Below are 17984 nucleotides of genomic sequence, written 5' to 3'. Positions count from 1 at the left end.
GCGCTCCTAGTGCGCCTCGATCGGCGCTGAAGGCGCCTGTTTCGGCGGGCGGCACAAAGGTACCAGCACCAGCGCGGCGACGAACAGCCAGGCCATCAGCCGGAACACGTCGTCAAAGGCGAGCGTGAGCGCCTCGCGCCCCACGACCCGCCCCATCATCGCCTGCGCAGTCAGCAGCGCGCGGGCCGGATCGGGCGTCATCTCTCCGACGTGATGGACGAGGCCGGCCATCGTGTCGGCCGCGGCGCGTGGCGCGTTGCCCAGCGCCTCGGCGAGGCGGAGCGTATGCAGGCGGCTCATGTCCTGCAGCCAGGTGGTGGTGACGGCGATGCCGATCGCACCGCCCAGGTTTCGCATCAGGTTGAACAGGCCCGAAGCGTAACGCAGCTCGGGTCCGGCAAAGATGCCCAGCGCGAGCCCGACGCTCGGCACGATGCACAGCATGATCGCGAAGCTGCGTACCAGCTGCGGCCAGAGCAAGGCCTGGAAGCCCCATTCGGGCGTCATCGCCGAGAAAAGCCAGAGGCCGAACGCGAACAGCGCCAGGCCGACGGTGATGACGATGCGCTGGTCGATGCGTTGCGAGAGGGCGGCGGCGATCGGCACACTGATCAGCTGCGAAATGCCGCCAATGAAAACGGTCGTGCCGATCTCGCTGGCATTATAGCCACGCACCCGGCCGAGGAAGAGCGGGACGAGATAGGTTCCGGCATAGAGGCCGAAGCCGATCACCAGGTTGAAGATGCAGGCAAAGGCAAAGGTCGGCTTGGCGAAGGGCGAGAGGCGGACGATCGGCGAGGACGACCGGAACGAGCGCTCGAGGAACAGCAGGAACGCGACCATGGACAACCAGGCGCCGATCGCGATGCCGCTGTCGCTGAACCAGTCGTTCTTCGGGCCTTCCTCCAGCACATATTCGAGCCCGCCCAGGAACACCGCCATCGATCCCAGATGGACCCAGTCGATCCGCTTGAGCATCGCCAGATTGGGCCGGTCGACGCGGATGACGAAGATTGCGAGCAAAGTCACGGCGGTGCCCGGCACAACGTTGACGTAGAAGACCCAGCGCCAGGTCCAGGCATCGGTGATCCAGCCACCGACGGTTGGCCCCAGAGTGGGTGCCAGTACCGAGACCATGCCCAGGATCGCGGGGATCATCGCGCGCTGTTTGCCCGAGAACATCGCGTAGCCGGTCGCGAACACGGTGGGCACCATCGCGCCGCCGACAAAGCCCTGGATCGCGCGGAAAAGGATCATCGATTCGATGCTCCAGGCGAGGCCGCACAGCGCGCTCGATAGCGTGAAAAGGCCTGCGGACAGCGCGAACAGCCAGCGGGTCGACAGCGCCTGCGCCAGGAAGGCCGCGAACGGGATCATCACCAGCTCCGCCATCAGATAGGCGGTCTGCACCCAGGAGATCTCGTCGGGTCCGGCCGAGAGTCCCGCCTGCACTTCGTTGAGCGATGCGGCGACGATCTGGATGTCGATCAGCGCCATGAACTGGCCGAACGCCATGATCCCGAAGATCAGGAACTTCGTCCGGTCGGGCAGTGCCATCGGATCGATCGGCGCAGGAGCCGCGGATTCAACCATTGAAATTCGACTCCATCGTTCTTTATATTATGTGTGTCATATAAACGGAGTCTACAAGCCCATGCGCTATGGCGAGGACCACAAGGAGCAGACGCGGGCGCGGGTTCTGAAGGAAGCCGCGCGCGAGATCCGCGCCAAGGGTCCCGACGGGATCGGGGTGGCGGCGATCATGGCGCGCGCGGGCCTTACGCATGGCGGATTCTATGCCCATTTCAAATCGAAGGATGCGCTAGTCGCCGCCGCGCTCGACACGATGTTCGACGATGCGCAGGCGCGGTTCGAGCAGCGGGCATCGGATGCGAACCCTCGCACGGCGCTGCGCTCCTATGTCGATTTCTATTTGTCGACGCTGCATCGCGATGCGCGCGACCGCGGTTGCGCGCTGCCGTCGCTCTCGGGCGACCTCGCGCGCGGCGATGCCGGTGCGCGCGCCCGGTTCGGTCAAGGCCTGGCCGGGCTCAATGGTCGCGTCGCGGAGAAGCTGCGGCTGATCGGCCATGCCGATCCCGAGCGCAGTGCCGCTTCGCTGATCGCGGAATTGGTTGGCGCTGTCGCGCTCGCCCGTGCGGTCGCCGATATCGATCAGTCGGACGCGATCCTGGCGAGCGCGCATGCGTCCATCGTGGCGCGCTTCGGCTTGGGAGACATGGCATGAGCGACCGCGAAGCACCGCTCAGCGGGATCGAGCAGGTCCGCCACATGGTGGCGACCGACGCGCAGCCGCCGATCGGGCGCACGCTCGGCATCTCGTTGGTCGAGGTCGAGGAGGGGCGCGCCGTGTTCGAAGGCGATCCCGATGCGCGCAGCCTCAATCCAATGGATACGATCCATGGCGGCTACACCGCGACCCTGCTCGATTCCGCCTGCGGTATCGCCACCCATTCGCGGCTGGCGGCGGGGCAGACCTATACCACGCTCGAGCTCAAGATCGCCTATCACCGCGCGATGACGCCCGCGACGGGCAAGGTCCGCGCGGTTGGCACCGTCCTGTCCTTCGGCCGCCGCGTCGCCTTTGCCGAGGCCAAGCTCACCGATTCCAAAGGGCGCCTGATCGCGTCCGCGACTTCAACCCTGCTGGTGATCTCCCAATGAACGCTCCCGCCATGATCCACGCCGAGACGACCACTCCGAAGCGGCGCCTCCGCATCTCGCGCAACCCGCTGATCGCGGGCATCGTCGCGGTGCTGATCGCGCTTGCCGGTGTTGCCTGGCTGCTGTCGCCGCGCTCCAGCGAGTCGACCGACAACGCCTATGTGAAGGCCGACAGCAGTACGGTCGCGCCCAAGGTTGGCGGGCTGGTGACCGATGTGCTGGTGCAGGACAATCAGCTCGTGCACGCGGGCCAGCCGCTGGTGCGGATCGATATGCGCGATTTCAACGCGCGCGTTGCCGCCGCCGAGGCCGATCTGGCCGATGCTGTCGCCGGCGTCGCGGATGCGCGCGCTGCGCTCGCCGCACTGGGCGCCGACCGGCAGCTAGCGATCGCGGGTGTGCGTGCAGTGCAGACCAATATCGGCTCGGCCGATGCCGAATATGTGCGCGCCGACGCCGATCGTGCGCGCTACGAGGCGCTCTCCGCGCAAGGCTTCGCCACGCGCCGCGATGTCGAGCGGATGCGCGCGACCGCGGTGGGTGCCGCCTCCGCGCTCGATCGCTCGCGCGCCGATCGCGATACCGCGACCCGCCAGGTCGAAGTGACGCTGGCCCGCCGCCCGGTGCTCGAGGCGCAGCTTGCCAAGGCGCAGGCCGCCGAAGCGCGCGCCCGCGCCTCGCTCGACCTTGCGCGGCAGGATCGCGACCACGCCGTGGTCCTTGCGCCGATCGACGGAATCGTCGGCAATCGCCAGGTGCAGATGGGCGACTATGTCCAACCGGGCTCGCGGCTGCTGACCCTGGTGCCCGCGACCGGCCTCTATGTCGTCGCCAATTTCAAGGAGACGCAGACGCGCAGAATGCTTCCCGGCCAGGCGGCGACGGTGTATGTCGACGCGCTGGGCGGCGAGACGCTCAAGGGCCATGTCGAGAGCTTCGCGCCGGCATCGGGCGCCGAATTCGCGCTCCTGCCGTTCGAGCCGGGATCGGGCAACTTCACCAAGATCGTTCAGCGCATGGGCGTGCGCATCCGCATCGATCCGGGCCAGCCGCTCGCCCAGCGCCTGCGTGCCGGGCTTTCGGTGACCGCAAACGTGTTGCTTCGCTGATCAGACCAGGACGCGCTGGTTGGCCGAAAGGGTCAGCTTGCGCGGCTTGCGGTCGGGGAGGGTCAGCGTGACCCGCTGACCCGCCGGCTCGATGCCTACCAGATAGGCCGGCTTGCCCGCCTTGTCGGTGACCAGCCGGGCCGCGCCGCCCTCGATCCGTCCAAGCGGCTTGCCTGCGAGTTGGAGGTCGACGCCGGTGCCGGAATAGATCATCGCCGCGCTGACGCCGTCATCGGTGCGCGTTTCGAACCGGGCACCCGCAGCAGCGGAATGGCGCGGCCGCGCGTTCCAGTGGAGCGCCTCCGCTTCCTCGCATATGCCCATCAGCCGCCAGGTATAGTCCACCATCACCAGCGCGGTCGGCGAATAGTCGGGATGATCCTCGCCATGCGTGAACACGCCGGTGCGCGGGTTCATTTCCGGGCGGAAGGTCATGTCGCGCTGAATGCCCTCGCACCACTGGTTCATCAGGATCGAGAATTCCGCCGACCGGCCATAATGATCGAACCAGCGCCCCGCGCGTAGTGCCGTCAGCCCCTGGGTTGCGCCGCCCCAGCTGTTTGCGGGAATTTCAGCGACGAACAGCGGATCGTCGAGTGCGACCGAGGGAAGCGGGAAGGGCGCCCAGAACGCCTTCGGATTATGGAGCTGGCGCCGCCAGACATGGTCGAAGGTCGACTGGTCGACGACATGCTCTCCGCAGACGCGCGAGATGATGTCGCAGCGGATGCGGACGAATTGATCCTGCGCGTCGAGATCGTAGAAAGCACCGTCTTCGGGAACATAGAGTTTCGACAGGATGAGCGCGCGAATCCTGTCCGCGCTTTCGCTCCAGCGATCCGCCTCGGCGCGCTTGCCCAACGCCCGCGCCATCTCTGCCAGCGCGCGACGGGCGCCGTAGGTGGTCGCCGAAAGATCGGGGCAGAGCCGCGGCAGCGACGCGATCGGGTGATGCGTGCGCGCATCCTTGTTGGGGCACTGGTTCGGCATGCCCGCCCAGCGCGGCGAATTGTCGTGGCCCGTGTCGTAGGTGCAGAAACCCTCGATCAGCCCGGTGCCACGTGTATTGCGATAGCGCATCAGCCAGCCGTCCCAGGCCGAGCAGGCGCGGTACGCGGCCTCGAGCAGTTCGGAGTCGCCGGTCGCGCGGGCAAGCTCCCAGGCGGTGGCGGCGATCGGCACCACCATCTGAATCTGGCCGAAGCTGGTCTCGGCCACCTTGTTGTTGGCCGGCAGCTGCCCATCAGCGCGCTGCAGCTCGAAAAAGGTCAGGTGGCTGTTGCGCGCCACGTCCGGGCGGAACTTGCGGTAGACGAGTGACTCGTGCGGACCGCATTCCTGCCAGATACCCTTGTAGACCGATCCCTCGATCAGCACCGGCTTGCTGACATAGGGCATGACCTGGACGTTGGCGGCGAGCACCGCCAATGCCTTGTCATAGGCTGCCTGCCACCGTGCGTTGCCGGTGACGAAGACGGGCGCGTTGCCGATGGCATCCTCGGCCATCGCGCGTTGGGCGTAGGGCAGGGTGGCGAGCGTCGCGGCGGTGCTCACGAGAAACGTACGGCGATCCATCAGTTGCTGCTTCCCGAACGGTCGACATGGAACCAGTCGACATCGATCGATCCGCCTTGTCCGCCGCGATTGAAGGAGAAGAGGCCGGGGCGCGAACCCTTCCACCACGAGAAGCGCGCCAGCCAGGTCGGCTCGCCGAGCGGCTTGAAGCTGCGGCCGTCGTCGAGGCTATAGGCGTAGCGCACGGTTTGGTCCTCGCCGACATCGGCGCGCAGGTCGACCATGGCGCCGGCCAGCTCGGGGCCGGGGGTCTCGACTCCCTCAGATGCGAAGGTGACGCGGGTCTTGCCCTTAACCCGTACCAGCCCGATCCAGCTCGGGCGCACGCCGAACAGGGTGAGCCCTGCGCGCTGGCCATCGGCCATACGGCTTGCGTCGATCCGCGTGGTGAAGCGCGCATACGGCCCCTGCAGGATCTGGGTCAGCGTGTTGCGCGCATTGACGAGGTGCTCGGCGGGCAGGGCGTTGAGCCGCATCCATCCGGCGCGCGCGGTCAGGCTCCAGGCGCTGTCGTCCGGATTATGGTTCCACGACCATTGCAGGCCAAGCTGCGCGTCGGCGAACTCGTCCGAATCCTGCAGCCGTTCGGTCGTCGGCGGGCTGCCCGTATCGGGAACGGGATAGGTGAGCACCGGCTGCCCCGCGAAGCGGTCCGGCATCTGGCGACCCATGATCGGCCAATCGTCCACCCATTTCACCGGCTGGAGATGGACGATGCGGCCGAACGCGCCGGTCGAGTTGAAATGCGCGAACCAACCCTGACCCGACGGGGTTTCGACCCAGCCGCCCTGGTGCGGCCCCTGGATCGGCGTGGTGCCGGGCTCAAGCACGGTACGCCATTCATAGGGCCCGGTGATTTTCCGCGCACGGCCCACCGCCTGGCTGCCGCGCTCGACGCCGCCGATCGGGGCGAAGATGTAGTACCAACCGTTGCGCTTGTAGAGCTTCGGCCCTTCCAGCACCGGCAGGTTGATCTTGTCCTCGGCGATCAGCTTGCCCTCGTCGAGGACCTTCATGCCGTCCGCCGACATGCGATGGAGGATCAGCGGGCCGGCGCCGAGCTTCGAGTGGACGAGCCAGGCGGTGCCGTCCTCGTCCCAGAAAGGGCAGGGATCCTCGAGCCCGGGACCGCCGATCAGCTGGACCGGCGCGCTCCACGGGCCCTCCGGGCGCTCGGCGGTGGCGACGAAGATGCCTTCGTCGGGCGTCGGGAAATAGACGTAGAACAGCCCGTCATGGAAGCGGATGCTCGGCGCCCAGACGCCGCTGGCATATTTGGTGCCGCCGATCGGCTTGGAGATGGTGTCGTCCAGCGTGTGCGGCCCCGGCATGTCATATTCGGGGGCGAAGGGCAGCCTTGGCAGGACATGGCCGACGATGCTCCAATGCACCAGGTCGCGCGAGTGGAGCACCGGAATGCCCGGCGAGAAGTGGAAGCTTGACGACACGAGGTAATAGTCCTTGCCGACGCGGATGATGTCGGGGTCCGAATAATCGGCGTACAGGATCGGGTTGCTATAGGTCTGCTGCGCCGCGGCCGGAGCGGCGAACGACAGGGCGGCTGCAAGAAGGAAAGCGCCGCGCATCATGCCGCAAGCATGTTGCCATAGCCGATGATCACGGTGGCGAAGACGAGCAGGCCCACGCCCGCCCATACCATCGCGCGCACCCGCGTTGCGGCGCCCTTCCATTCGAGGAAGGCGAAGCCCCAGAGCGTGCCGAAGATGATGATCGAGGCCATGTGGAGGGTCCAGGATGAGAAACCGAAGCGCCCCATTTGGCTTTCGCCCATCGTGTAGAAGAAGAACTGGAAGTACCAGAGCGTGCCGGCGATCGCGCAGAGCAGATAGTTGGCCAGCATCGGCGGCCGGCCGGCGCGTACCGGTTCGCTGCCGATATGGCCGGGCTCGAATGCCGCGGCCGCACCGGCGCCGGTGCTTTCGCTCGCCGGCGCGGTCGCACCTGCCGCAGCGCGGCCGAACCACTCGCCCGCGCTGCCATTCCTGGCGATCAGCCAGGTGCACCATACCGCGTTGGTGATCAGCCCACCGAACATGACGAGGCAGAGGATGGGTAGGCCGGACCACAAGGGGCCGGTGCCCGCGGCGGCGGAGATCGCCTTGATCGGTTCGCCCGCAGCGAGGCCGAAAGCGAAGCAGGACGACATGATGCCCGAGAAGACGGCTACGGCGACGCCCTTCCTGAAGTTGAACTCGCTGATCGCCGCAGCCTTCTGCTCCGCCGATAGCGCAGCGTCCTTGCGCGCGCCCGCCATCGCTACGACGATGATCCCTGCCAGCGTTACCGCCAGGCCGAGCAGGATTATGTTGCCGCTGGGGCTGTCGAGGAGCTTCGCGGCGAAATCGCCCTGAAAGATCGGCGGAATCAGCGTGCCGAACACGGTGCACAGCCCCAGCACCACCGCCATGCCGAGCGACAGGCCGAGATAGCGCATGGTGAGGCCATAGGTGAGCCCGCCAAAGCCCCAGAGCATGCCGAAGATCACCGGCCATATGAGCGTGGGCGTCGGCGCGCGGGAAAGCACGCCGAGCAGGTCGTTGGTCTGGATCGAGGCGAAGAACCATGGCGCCAGCAGCCAGGAGAAGATGCCGCCGGTCAGCCAGTAGATCTCCCACGACCAGCGCTTCACGCCGCGATAGGGGACATAGAAGCTGGCCGAGGCGAGGCCGCCCAGCCAATGAAAGACGACGCCCAGAAGGGGGTTGGCGGTCATTGCATCGTCTCCTCGAAGAGCTGGGTTTGACCGGTTATCGCGGTTCTGTCGTTACACGGACAGGACGGTCTTTCCGCAAGCGTCCGGCCATGCTTATTCGAGGTCGGTTGGGGCAAGCTCTTCTCTCCCAGCTCCGGCTGCTACCGGTAACATATTCAGCGATCTGGCGGTGCGAATCCTCAGCCGCAATCGGTTGAATCCCATATTGTGGGAGTAAATGGTATTTGATGAGATTGTTTTCTCAAACGATGATTGTCTGGTCAAGCGCTATGGGAGCGCTAACGCGGCAACACGTTCGAGGTCAGCGCGGCCAAGCGTCGGCTAGCAGGTTCGGCCCTTTCTATAAACCTTTGAAAATGCAAAGAATCACTCTTTGCGGGAAGAGGAGCAATTTGCAATTGACGCACCTGTTCTCACTTATTATGTATTGCTTCCAGCATGTGGAATTTATATGTCTGGAAATGTTAGCGCTAACATTTCCTGCTGTTTATGTGATCACACGCCGCAGATCGCAGCTTGAGCCCGAGGGGCAGCTGTAGAGACGGCGACTAAAGGGAGAGGATTGATGGCGAACTTCATGACGGGCCGGCGTGCGCGCTTCCTGTGCGGAACCACGCTCTTGGCACTGGGTCTCGCTTCGCAGGTGGCGCATGCGCAGACCGCCCCGCAGGCGGCCCCCGCAGCAGCAGCGCCTCAGGACGCCCCTGCAGCCGATGCGACGGACCAGGCTGCGGCCGAACCCGAAATCATCGTCACCGGTTCGCGTATCGCGCGCACCGGATTCGACGCGACGACCCCGGTGAATGTCGTTAGCCAGGACGACATCAAGCGTTCCGGTAACGTCAATATCGAGAAGACGCTGGCGCAGCTGCCCCAGGCGGTCGGGTCGCAGTTCGGCACCGCGACGTCGAACACCGTCCCCGGCGGCTTCGCCGACGTCAATCTTCGCGGCTTCGGCTCGAACCGCAATCTCGTGCTGGTCAATGGCCGCCGCTTCGCCATTTATGGCCCCGAACAGGTCGTCGATCTCAACACCATCCCGTCATCGCTGATTGCCCGTACGGAGATCGTCACCGGCGGCTCGTCGGCGGTCTATGGCTCGGATGCGATCACCGGCGTCGTCAACTTCATCATGCGCGACGATTTCGAAGGCGTCGAGGCGCGCGGCCAGGTCAATATCGACCGACCGACCGGCACGCCGGTCTACAATGTCGACCTGACCATGGGCGGCAACTTCTCGGAGGGCCGCGGCAACATCGTCGTCTCGGGCAACTATCTGAAGCGCGGTTCGATCACGCGCGGCCAGCGCGGCGACTTCGCCTATGACTCGCTGTCCGACGGGTGCATCGTACCCGGCTCGGGCAATTCCAACCATGCCGGCACGCCCTTCGCGATTCCAGCGGGCCAGACCTGCACCCAGGCCGGCGGCCAGCTCGGCTTCATCGCCAGCGGCAGCGGCGACATCCCCAATGGCCGCTTCTCGGGCATTCCGTCGGCCGGCGGCAGCAATGCGGCGCTCAACGCAGCCTATGCGGCGGCGGGCCTGGGCTCGCTCGGCTCGCGCGGCTTCACGTTCAACAATCAGGGCACCGCGGCCCGTCCGGCGCTGACCCCGCAGGACGATTTCAACCTTGGGCCCGACAACTATCTCATCCAGCCGCAGGAACGCTGGATGATCAACAGCTTCGGCCATTACGACTTTACCGATAACATCACCGGCTACATGGAGCTGCACTTCTCGCGGAACACCGTGAATGCGCGCCTGGCGCCGACGAACGTCGGCTCGCCGACGCTGTTCAACATCAACAATCCCTATCTGACGCCGCAGCTTCAGGAGGTGTTCCGGCAGCTCGATCTCGCCGAGACCGCGCCGACCACGGTTACCGCCGGCACCGCGAGCTATACCAACGCGCCGGGCGACGGCCTGGCGCTCGTCACGGCCGGCCGTCGCTATGTCGAGGTCGGTCCGCGTCTGGCCAGCGAACGCCGCAACGTGTTCCGCGGCGCCTGGGGTCTTCGCGGCGATATCGGCAGTGTGTCGGATAACGTGCTGAGCAACCTCAAGTTCGACGCGTACTACACTTATTCGCGCAGCGAAGACACGCTGCTGCTCCAGAACGCGATCTCGCGCAGCCGCCTGCAAGCGGCGCTGCTGTCGCAGAACGGCTCCCCGCCGGTCTGCAACATCTTCGGCGCAAACGTTTCCGCCGCCTGCGTGAAGGCGATCTCGATCAGCGCGACCAACTCGACGGTCGCGACGCAGCAAGTGGCGCAGGCCAGCATCACTGGCGACCTGTTCAAGCTTCCGGCCGGCCCGGTCGGTTTCTCGTTCGGCACCGAATGGCGCAAGACCAGCGCAACCTTCACGCCGGACTCGTTCCTGGCCTCGGGCGATGTCGCGGGCTTCAACCCGGGCCTGCCGACCCAGGGCAGCACGACCGTGAAGGAAGTGTTCGGCGAAGTGCGCGTGCCGCTGATCCACAACACGCCGTTCATCGACAGCCTCGTCGCAAATGGCGGCTTCCGCTATTCGGACTATAATCTGAAGGGCATCGGCGGCCAGTGGACCTATCTGGGCGGCCTGGACTGGCGCGTGAGCCCGGACATCGCGTTCCGCGCCCAGTATCAGCGCTCGATCCGCGCGCCGAACGTCAACGAGCTGTTCGGCGGCACGACCCGCGTCGTGGGTGCGGCGATCGATCCCTGCTCGAGCCGCGCCCCGGTCTCGCAGCAGACGGCGGCGGTGCGCGCCGTCTGCGTTGCCACCGGCGTTCCCGCATCGCAGGTGTTTGGCGCCGGCGTCCAGCCGAACAGCATCTTCCCGTCTGACTCGGGCGGCAATCCGAACCTGGGCGCGGAAAAGTCCAACACCTACACCGCCGGGGTGGTCTTCACGCCACGCTTCGCGCCGCGCCTCTTCGTCAGCGTGGACTATTTCAACATCAAGCTGAACGGCGCGATCGCGCAGCTCGGCGGCGGCGTCCAGAACACGCTCAACCTCTGCTATTACACCATCCAGGACGCGAACAGCGAGTTCTGCCGGGCAGTCATGCGCAGCCCGACCACCGGCGAGATCAACGATCCCTATACCGTCAAGGTGCTCAACGCGAACACCGGCGCGCTGCAGACCTCGGGCGTCGATTTCGCGGCCCGGTACCACTTCGACGTAGGCTTCGGTTTCCCGGGCCTGGCGGAGCGCAGCTCGTTCGATCTCAGCAGCAACTTCACCTATCTCTACGACTTCACCTCGACTCCGGTCGAGGCGCTGCCGAACCTCAAGAACCGTTGTGCGGGTTCGTTCGGGCCGACCTGCGGCCAGCCGCTCCCGAACTGGCGCGGCACGACCCGCGTCACCTGGAACCTGGACACCCTTAGCCTGAGCCTGCGCCACCGCTATCTCGGCGGCGTGACGACCGATCGCTACATCGTCCCGTCGCGGCAGGGTTCGGCCTCGACGCCGTCGCTGGCGAACATCGTCTATCCGAAGCTGCCCGCGCAGAACTATTTCGACCTCTCGTTCAACTATGACATGACCAAGGGCATCGAGCTGTTCGGCGGCGTCAACAACATCACCGGCAAGATGCCCCCGGTGACCACGCAGGGCCCCAACGCCAATACGTGGTCCGCGACCTACGACGTGCTCGGCAGCGAATTCTTCTTCGGCGCCACGCTCAAGTTCTAAAGAGGCGTGTCGGGGCGGGTGCGCGGCCGAAAGGTGCGCATCCGCCTTGCTCCAGCCCTGTCCCCCGATTGCGAGACCATACATGATGCTCGATCGCCGCTCGATCTTATTGGGGGGCGCGGTCGGTGCCCTAGCTCTCGGCACTGCCCCCCCCGGCTTCGCCACGGTGCTCGTGGCGCCGGAGGGTGCCGGCTGGGTCAATGTCCGCCATTTCGGCGCCAAGGGTGACGGCAAGGCGATCGACACGCCGGCGATCAATCGCGCTATCGACCATGCCGCTGCGCGCGGCGGCGGCACCGTCTATTTCCCGGCGGGCACCTATGCCTGCTATACGATCCGCCTGAAGAGCAACATCACGCTCCACCTCGACAGCGGCGCGGTGATCCTGGCGGCAGCGCCCGTCGGCACGACCGGCTACGACCTCGCCGAGCCGATCGATGCCTCATACAAGGACTTCCAGGATTTCGGTCATAGCCATTGGCAGAACAGCCTGATCTGGGGTGAGAGACTCCACGACATCGCGATCACCGGCCAAGGCCTGATCTGGGGCAAGTGGCTGGGCCGTGGCGACGGCAAGGACAATTGGCTCAAGGACCCCAACGGTCCCGGCACCGGCAACAAGGCGATCGCGCTCAAATGGTGCCGCAACGTCACGCTCCGCGACTTCAAGATCCTGGAAGGCGGCTGGTTCGCCTTGCTCGCTACCGGCGTCGACAATCTGACGATCGACAACCTGCTGGTCGATACCAACCGCGACGGCTTCGACATCGACTGCTGCAAGAATGTCCGCGTGACCAACTGCACGGTCAATTCGCCCTATGACGACGCGATCTGCCCCAAGAGCAGCTATGCGCTGGGCGAGGCGCGGGTGACCGAGAATGTGATGATCGCAAATTGCTTCGTCACCGGCAACTATCAGATCGGATCGGTGATCGACGGCACCTGGAAGAAGATGCCGGCGGACTTCGCGCCGAAGATCCACGGCCGCATCAAGTTCGGTACCGAGACCAATGGCGGCTTCCGCAACATCACCATCACCAACTGCATCTTCGAGGATAGCCGCGGGCTGGCGTTTGAGACGGTCGACGGCGCGATAATCGAGGATGTGACGGTCAGCAACCTCACGATGCGCGGGATCGTCGACGCGCCGCTGTTTCTGCGGCTCGGCAAGCGGATGCGAGGTCCCGCGGGCCGGCCGATCGGGACGATGAAACGCATCCTGATCCAGAACGTGGTCAGCTCGAACGCGACCTTGCTGCCATCGGTGATCGCGGGCCTGGTCGATCATCCGATCGAGGATGTGCGCATCTCAGATGTGTATCTCCACCATGTCGGCGGCGCGCCCGTCGCGATGGCCGCGCTGCGCCCACCCGAAAACGAGCTCGGCTATCCCGAGGCGACGATGTTCGGCGATCTGCCCGCGACCGGCTTCTTCGTCAGGCATGCCCGCGGGCTCGAGATGAGCAATGTCGAGATCGCGGTGGCGGTACCCGATCCGCGTCCGGCATTCCGGCTCGAGGATGTGGAGGATGCCGATTTCGCGCGTGTCCGCGTGCCGAAGGGTGCCAATGCCTTCGCGCTCGATCGGGTCATAGGCTTCCGCAACTCCGGAAGCCTCGGCATCAAGGATCTGCGGCTGGACGGTCCCGTTACCGGGAATTTCTAGGCCGCCGCCTCTGGTCAGGCGGGCTGCAGATTGACCGCAGTTGGTTTCGCCGGGGGCAACCCGCCGCTTTGCGCCTGCGCCGTCAGTTCCTGCTTCCGCGCCAGCATCGCGTCACGCAGCGCGACCAGGTCGACATCGGTCTTGCGGCACTGGGCGAACATGCCCTCGCTCGGCATTTCCTCCTCATGGACGTGGTGCTTGATCTCTTCGGAGAGCACTGTGACCTTGGCATCGTAGAAATCATCCTCGGGCTGCCCCGCGACGATGTCGTTGATTAGCACCTTGGCGCCGTCATGCTCGACATAGGCCTCGTCCATGAGATCGTCCTCGATCAGGCCGCGAAACGCCGGGTAGAAGATTTCTTCCTCGATCATCGTGTGGATCTTGAGCTCTGTGCAGATCTGGTTGGCGATCTTCTGTTTCGATGCCGAACTGCGCGCCCCCTCGAACTGCTCGAACAAATCCTCGACTTTGCGATGATCCGCCTTCAACAGGGCAATCGCGTCGGTATAGCTTTGTTCGGCCATGGAAATTCTCCCTGATTGCCCTCCGCTAAAGCATGAGTGGCAACCAAAGTTCCTCGGGCTAACATGGGTCAACGCGAATATTGAATTGCTGGGCAATCAGGAGCGACGATGGACACCGAACGCACTGGTCATAGGCCCTCGCTCACCAAGCAACTCGGCCCCGGGCTGATCACCGGCGCCGCCGACGACGATCCCAGCGGCATCGCCACCTATTCCCAGGCAGGGGCCCAGTTCGGCTTCCAGCTGCTGTGGACGATGATCCTCACCTATCCGCTGATGACCGCGGTGCAATTGGTGAGCGCGCGGATCGGGCGGGTGACGGGGCGCGGGCTCGCGGCGAACATGCGCCAGATCCTGCCGCGGTGGATCCTGAGCTCGCTCGTCATGCTGCTGTTCGTCGCAAACACGATCAATATCGGCGCGGACCTCGCGGCGATGGGCGACGCGGCCGAACTCGTGGCGGGCGGCGGCGGACACATCTTCACCATTGTCTTCGCGGTGGGATCGCTGCTCCTGCAGCTTTTCCTTCCGTATCACCGCTACGCCTCGATCCTCAAATGGCTGACTTTGGTGCTGCTCGCTTATGTCGCGCTGGTGCTGCTGGTACATGTCGACTGGGCGGCCGCCACAAAGGGCATGGTCGTGCCGACAATCGCGGGGGCGGGGGCCGTCACCACGATCGTCGCGATCTTCGGCACCACGATCAGCCCCTATCTCTTCTTCTGGCAGAGCAGCCAGGAAGTGGAGGAGATCGACGGCCATGATGAGGAACATGCCCTGGAAGAGGCGCCCGAACAGGCGCCCCGCGAGCTGGGCCGTATTCGCATCGACACCTTTGTCGGGATGGCGGTTTCGAACATCGTCGCGCTGACGATCATGATCGGCACCGCCGCGACGCTGAATGCCGCGGGCAAGACCGATATCGCCACCGCGGCAGATGCCGCCGAAGCGCTGAAACCGGTGGCTGGGCAATTCGCCTTCCTGCTCTTCGCGCTCGGCATTGTCGGAACCGGACTGCTGGCGGTTCCCGTGCTTGCCGGTTCCGCCGCCTATGCCACCGGCGAGGCGCAGGGATGGCGGATCGGGCTGGAGAAGAAGCCGACCGACGCGCCCGCCTTCTATGCGGTGATCGGCACGGCGATGCTGCTGGGAATCGCGATCGACTGGTCGCCGATTGATCCGATCAAGGCATTGTTCTGGAGCGCGGTGATCAACGGCGTTGTCGCGGTGCCGATCATGGCGGTGATGATGGTGGTCGTCTCGCGCAAGGCGATCATGGGCGAGTTCACCGCACCGGTGCCACTGCTGCTGTTCGGCTGGGCAGCCACCACGGTGATGGCGGCGGCCGCGGTGGCGATGGTCATCCTGTGACGATCCGGCGCCGGAAAAGCGCCGCCGCGAAGGCCAGGATGGCTGCATAGCCAAACATCGGCACGACGAATGCCCAGGCCAGCCCGATATGGTCGGCAACCTGGCCGGCGAGCAGAGGCACCACCGCGCCGGCGCCGATGGCGAGGCACAACAGGCCTGAGACCGTCGCCGGCGGCGCGTCGGACCGTTCCAGAGTGAGCGTAAAGATCGTCGGAAACATCACGGAGTTGAACAGGCCCACCGCCAACAGACACCAGGCGCCGGCCGGCCCGGGCAGGACGAGCGCTGCGGCACAAAGTGTCCCTGCGCTTGCGGCGGCTAGCAACAAAAGCCGAGTGGCGGGCACGAAGCGCAGCGCCCAGCTCCCGGCAAAGCGCCCGACCAAAGCGCCGCCCCAATAGAGATTGGCGACATAGGCTCCGGCATCGGCCAGTGGCAGGCCCAGCGTGCCCGGCGAGGCGAGATGAAGGATCAACAGGCTGCCGATCGACACTTCGGCGCCGACATAGAGCGCGATCGCCCCCGCGCCGGCCATCGCCCAGGGTGAGCGCAGCGCGTCACCTATACGACCGCCACCGGCATCGGGGATGCGCGCGTCGGTCAGCCTGTGCCGGACGAGCAAGACCAGCAGCAGCAAGACCAGCACGAGCATCGCGATGATCTGAAAGGCGTGGGTGACTGCGGCGATCCCCGCCGCCTGGCTGGCGCCCGTGCGCAGGCCTTCCTGCCCAAGGATCACCCGCGCGCCGAAATGCACGCCGCACACCATGCCGAGCGAATTGAACGAGTGCGCGAGGGTCAGACGATAATGGCTGTGCTCGTTTGGCCCCAGCGCCGCGGCGAGCGGGTTGGTGGCGACCTGCAGCGCGACGATCCCGGTCACGAGCACGAACAGCCCGGCCAGCACCATCCCGAACTGCGGCACCAAGGTAGTGAGCTGGATCAGCAGGCAACCGGCGATCATCGTCGCGAACCCCACGAGGATCGTGCGCAGCGCCCCGATCCGGGCCAACAGCGCCGCGGCGGGGAGCGACATTGTCGCGAAGGCGATGAACGAGACGATCTGCGTGAACAGCGCCTCGGTATAGCTCAGGCCGAAGATCGCGCGCATCGCCGCGATCAGCGGATCGTTGTTCGCGCAGATGAAGCCCCAGGCGAAGAATAGCGCGGTGACCGGCACGAATGCCGCATCGCTGCGTGCTGGGCGCGCGGTCATCGCACCTCGGGCCAGCGGAACGTCACGGCGGCGTTGGCGGGGAGGGTGTAGTCGAAATGGCGCCCCTCGGATTCGACCGCCATGTCCGCTGGCTGCCCGCCCGCGTTGAACGCGAGCAGCACTCGCGTGCCGTCCGGATTGCGGAAGGCGACGGTCTCGACGCCATCGGCCTTGCTGTCGGACGCGATCCGCCGGGCGCCGGGCACGACAAACTTGCTGGCATGGCCGAGCGCATAATATTCGGGGTTGCGCGACACCGCGCCGTTGGCGTTGTCGATGGTGACGACGCCGCGGCAATTGTCGCAGCCGCCGAGATGCGGGCCGAATTTCTCGTCGAGCGCGAGGTTCCAGAGGAGCACGCCACGTGCCCAATGGCGTGGCGCGCCGATCACCAAGGTGCGCACCGTCCAGGCCCAGCTGTCGGGCCAGGCCTTGGACCATTCGCCGCCCGAGCATTCGGTGAAGAACACGTCCTTGTCGGGATACCGGTCGCGCACCTGGCTCTGCGCGGCGATGTCGCCCTTGTAGCAATGCCAGGCGACGCCGGCGACATGACTGGCCGCTTGCGCATCGGCGAGAACCCACAGCGGCTGTTCGGGCAGATCCCAATTATGGTCCCAGTCGAGGATTCGCGTCACCAGACCAGCCTTGGCGAGCTCGGGCCCAAGCAATGCGATCGCCCGGGCGCGCTGCGCGGCGCTGAGGCGCATGCCCGGATAGCTGTCCGGCTCGAAATCGGGTTCGTTCTGGATGCTGAGATAGTCGACCGGGCCGACTTCTGCGGCGAAGTCCTGAACAGTTCGGCGCAGATAGGTGGCGAAGGGCAGGTAGGCGTCGTCGCGCAAGGTGCCGGTGATGAGCGAGTCGGTGGTCTTCATCCAGCCCGGCGGGCTCCAGGGCGAGACCATCAGCGCGAGTTTCGGATTGACTGCACGCGCGGCGCGGACCGTGGGCAGCACTTCCATTTTAGCCGGGGCGATCGAGAAATGCGCCAGCCCCGGATCGGTCTCGCCTTTGGGCCGGTCGTCATAGCTGTAATGGCTGCGTGAGAAGTCGGACGCGCCGATGGTGACGCGCGTGAACGACAGGCCGATGCCTTTGGGGCCGAACAATTCGGCAAGCAGCGCCTCGCGCTGCGCTGCGCTCATCCTGCGCTGGAGGAGATAGGCCGATGCGTCAGTGATCGCCGCGCCATAACCGACCATCTCCTGATAGCGCTGCGCGGGGTTGACCTTGATAGCCGTCGGGCCGCCGCTGCCGGGTTCGAGCGCAAGCGAAGGCTGCTGCGCCAGAAGCTGCGACTGGTCGGGCAGTGTGAGCCAAGCTTCGACCATCGGAGCGGCCGGCGTCGCGGCGGGGCGTCCCATCGGCGCGCAGGCGGGAAGCGCGAGTACGCACAGGCCGGCCAGGATCCGCATC

13 protein-coding genes are annotated in these 17984 nt (G+C 65.6%); 6 read left to right on the top strand and 7 right to left on the bottom strand.

Going from position 1 to position 17984, the window contains the following annotated elements; genetic code table 11:
• Positions 1–6: 6 nt before the first annotated feature.
• Positions 7–1593: a DHA2 family efflux MFS transporter permease subunit gene (locus tag IAG41_RS05650; RefSeq protein WP_187727541.1), complete on the bottom strand. Its 1587-nt coding sequence runs from the start codon at positions 1591–1593 to the stop codon at positions 7–9.
• A 61-nt stretch (positions 1594–1654) separates the two neighbouring features.
• On the opposite strand from IAG41_RS05650, the gene IAG41_RS05645 reads away from it, so the two are divergent.
• From IAG41_RS05645 to IAG41_RS05635, 3 genes are read left to right on the top strand one after another with little or no spacing between them, the layout of a single operon-like run.
• Complete coding sequence (locus tag IAG41_RS05645) at positions 1655–2248, top strand: TetR/AcrR family transcriptional regulator (RefSeq protein WP_187727540.1); 594 nt, start codon at positions 1655–1657, stop codon at positions 2246–2248.
• Positions 2245–2685 (top strand): PaaI family thioesterase, encoded by a 441-nt coding sequence (locus tag IAG41_RS05640; RefSeq protein WP_187727539.1) that lies wholly within the window; start codon positions 2245–2247, stop codon positions 2683–2685. The genes IAG41_RS05645 and IAG41_RS05640 overlap by 4 nt, the downstream gene beginning before the upstream one ends.
• On the top strand, positions 2682–3794 hold the full coding sequence (locus IAG41_RS05635; protein WP_187727538.1) for an HlyD family secretion protein: 1113 nt from the start codon (positions 2682–2684) through the stop codon (positions 3792–3794). Before IAG41_RS05640 ends, IAG41_RS05635 begins: the two co-directional genes overlap by 4 nt.
• On the opposite strand, the gene IAG41_RS05630 is transcribed toward IAG41_RS05635, so the two are convergent.
• Genes IAG41_RS05630 through rhaT form a run of 3 tightly spaced genes read right to left on the bottom strand, consistent with a single transcriptional unit; the run spans position 3795 to position 8103 of the window.
• Complete coding sequence (locus IAG41_RS05630) at positions 3795–5369, bottom strand: MGH1-like glycoside hydrolase domain-containing protein (RefSeq protein WP_187727537.1); 1575 nt, start codon at positions 5367–5369, stop codon at positions 3795–3797.
• Positions 5369–6958 carry a glycoside hydrolase 43 family protein gene (locus tag IAG41_RS05625; protein ID WP_222950475.1) on the bottom strand — a complete coding sequence of 530 codons (1590 nt, stop codon included), beginning with the start codon at positions 6956–6958 and terminating at the stop codon, positions 5369–5371. Before IAG41_RS05625 ends, IAG41_RS05630 begins: the two co-directional genes overlap by 1 nt.
• A complete protein-coding gene (gene rhaT / locus IAG41_RS05620; RefSeq protein ID WP_187727536.1) occupies positions 6955–8103 on the bottom strand; it encodes an L-rhamnose/proton symporter RhaT in 1149 nt (382 codons plus the stop codon). Before rhaT ends, IAG41_RS05625 begins: the two co-directional genes overlap by 4 nt.
• A gap of 565 nt (positions 8104–8668) precedes the next feature.
• On the opposite strand from rhaT, the gene IAG41_RS05615 reads away from it, so the two are divergent.
• Together IAG41_RS05615 and IAG41_RS05610 are read left to right on the top strand one after the other, a co-directional pair.
• Positions 8669–11785 carry a TonB-dependent receptor domain-containing protein gene (locus IAG41_RS05615; RefSeq protein ID WP_262408462.1) on the top strand — a complete coding sequence of 1039 codons (3117 nt, stop codon included), beginning with the start codon at positions 8669–8671 and terminating at the stop codon, positions 11783–11785.
• A gap of 82 nt (positions 11786–11867) precedes the next feature.
• Positions 11868–13451, top strand: coding sequence for a glycoside hydrolase family 28 protein (locus IAG41_RS05610; RefSeq protein WP_187727535.1), 1584 nt, complete (start codon positions 11868–11870; stop codon positions 13449–13451).
• 14 nt (positions 13452–13465) lie between these two features.
• Here the strand turns inward: IAG41_RS05610 and IAG41_RS05605 are convergent, their stop codons facing one another.
• Positions 13466–13978: a hemerythrin domain-containing protein gene (locus IAG41_RS05605; RefSeq protein ID WP_187727534.1), complete on the bottom strand. Its 513-nt coding sequence runs from the start codon at positions 13976–13978 to the stop codon at positions 13466–13468.
• A 108-nt stretch (positions 13979–14086) separates the two neighbouring features.
• Between IAG41_RS05605 and IAG41_RS05600 the strand changes: the two genes are divergently transcribed.
• Complete coding sequence (locus tag IAG41_RS05600; RefSeq protein ID WP_187727533.1) at positions 14087–15349, top strand: Nramp family divalent metal transporter; 1263 nt, start codon at positions 14087–14089, stop codon at positions 15347–15349.
• Here the strand turns inward: IAG41_RS05600 and IAG41_RS05595 are convergent.
• The gene (locus tag IAG41_RS05595) at positions 15339–16565 is read right to left on the bottom strand and encodes an MFS transporter (RefSeq protein WP_187727532.1); all 1227 of its coding nucleotides are present in this window, start codon (positions 16563–16565) and stop codon (positions 15339–15341) included. The two genes, IAG41_RS05600 and IAG41_RS05595, sit on opposite strands and share 11 nt — an antisense overlap.
• On the bottom strand, positions 16562–17983 hold the full coding sequence (locus IAG41_RS05590) for a glycoside hydrolase family 30 protein (RefSeq protein ID WP_222950474.1): 1422 nt from the start codon (positions 17981–17983) through the stop codon (positions 16562–16564). Before IAG41_RS05590 ends, IAG41_RS05595 begins: the two co-directional genes overlap by 4 nt.
• Position 17984: the final 1 nt, after the last annotated feature.

It is taken from the genome of Sphingomonas sp. JC676 (assembly GCF_014489075.1).
Taxonomy (GTDB): Bacteria; Pseudomonadota; Alphaproteobacteria; order Sphingomonadales; family Sphingomonadaceae; genus Sphingomonas.
The sequence above is the reverse complement of the archived record's forward strand: the minus strand, read 5'-3'. Positions and strand labels throughout refer to the sequence as shown.

What these genes read in the sequence shown, in the direction of transcription:
- IAG41_RS05615 (WP_262408462.1), top strand. Translation starts at nt 8,669, where the DNA reads ATGGCGAACTTCATGACGGGCCGGCGTGCGCGCTTCCTGTGCGGAACC.
- IAG41_RS05610 (WP_187727535.1), top strand. Translation starts at nt 11,868, where the DNA reads ATGATGCTCGATCGCCGCTCGATCTTATTGGGGGGCGCGGTCGGTGCC.
- IAG41_RS05640 (WP_187727539.1), top strand. Translation starts at nt 2,245, where the DNA reads ATGAGCGACCGCGAAGCACCGCTCAGCGGGATCGAGCAGGTCCGCCAC.
- rhaT (WP_187727536.1), bottom strand. Translation starts at nt 8,103, where the DNA reads ATGACCGCCAACCCCCTTCTGGGCGTCGTCTTTCATTGGCTGGGCGGC.
- IAG41_RS05590 (WP_222950474.1), bottom strand. Translation starts at nt 17,983, where the DNA reads ATGCGGATCCTGGCCGGCCTGTGCGTACTCGCGCTTCCCGCCTGCGCG.
- IAG41_RS05600 (WP_187727533.1), top strand. Translation starts at nt 14,087, where the DNA reads ATGGACACCGAACGCACTGGTCATAGGCCCTCGCTCACCAAGCAACTC.
- IAG41_RS05595 (WP_187727532.1), bottom strand. Translation starts at nt 16,565, where the DNA reads ATGACCGCGCGCCCAGCACGCAGCGATGCGGCATTCGTGCCGGTCACC.
- IAG41_RS05635 (WP_187727538.1), top strand. Translation starts at nt 2,682, where the DNA reads ATGAACGCTCCCGCCATGATCCACGCCGAGACGACCACTCCGAAGCGG.
- IAG41_RS05650 (WP_187727541.1), bottom strand. Translation starts at nt 1,593, where the DNA reads ATGGTTGAATCCGCGGCTCCTGCGCCGATCGATCCGATGGCACTGCCC.
- IAG41_RS05645 (WP_187727540.1), top strand. Translation starts at nt 1,655, where the DNA reads ATGCGCTATGGCGAGGACCACAAGGAGCAGACGCGGGCGCGGGTTCTG.
- IAG41_RS05625 (WP_222950475.1), bottom strand. Translation starts at nt 6,958, where the DNA reads ATGATGCGCGGCGCTTTCCTTCTTGCAGCCGCCCTGTCGTTCGCCGCT.
- IAG41_RS05605 (WP_187727534.1), bottom strand. Translation starts at nt 13,978, where the DNA reads ATGGCCGAACAAAGCTATACCGACGCGATTGCCCTGTTGAAGGCGGAT.
- IAG41_RS05630 (WP_187727537.1), bottom strand. Translation starts at nt 5,369, where the DNA reads ATGGATCGCCGTACGTTTCTCGTGAGCACCGCCGCGACGCTCGCCACC.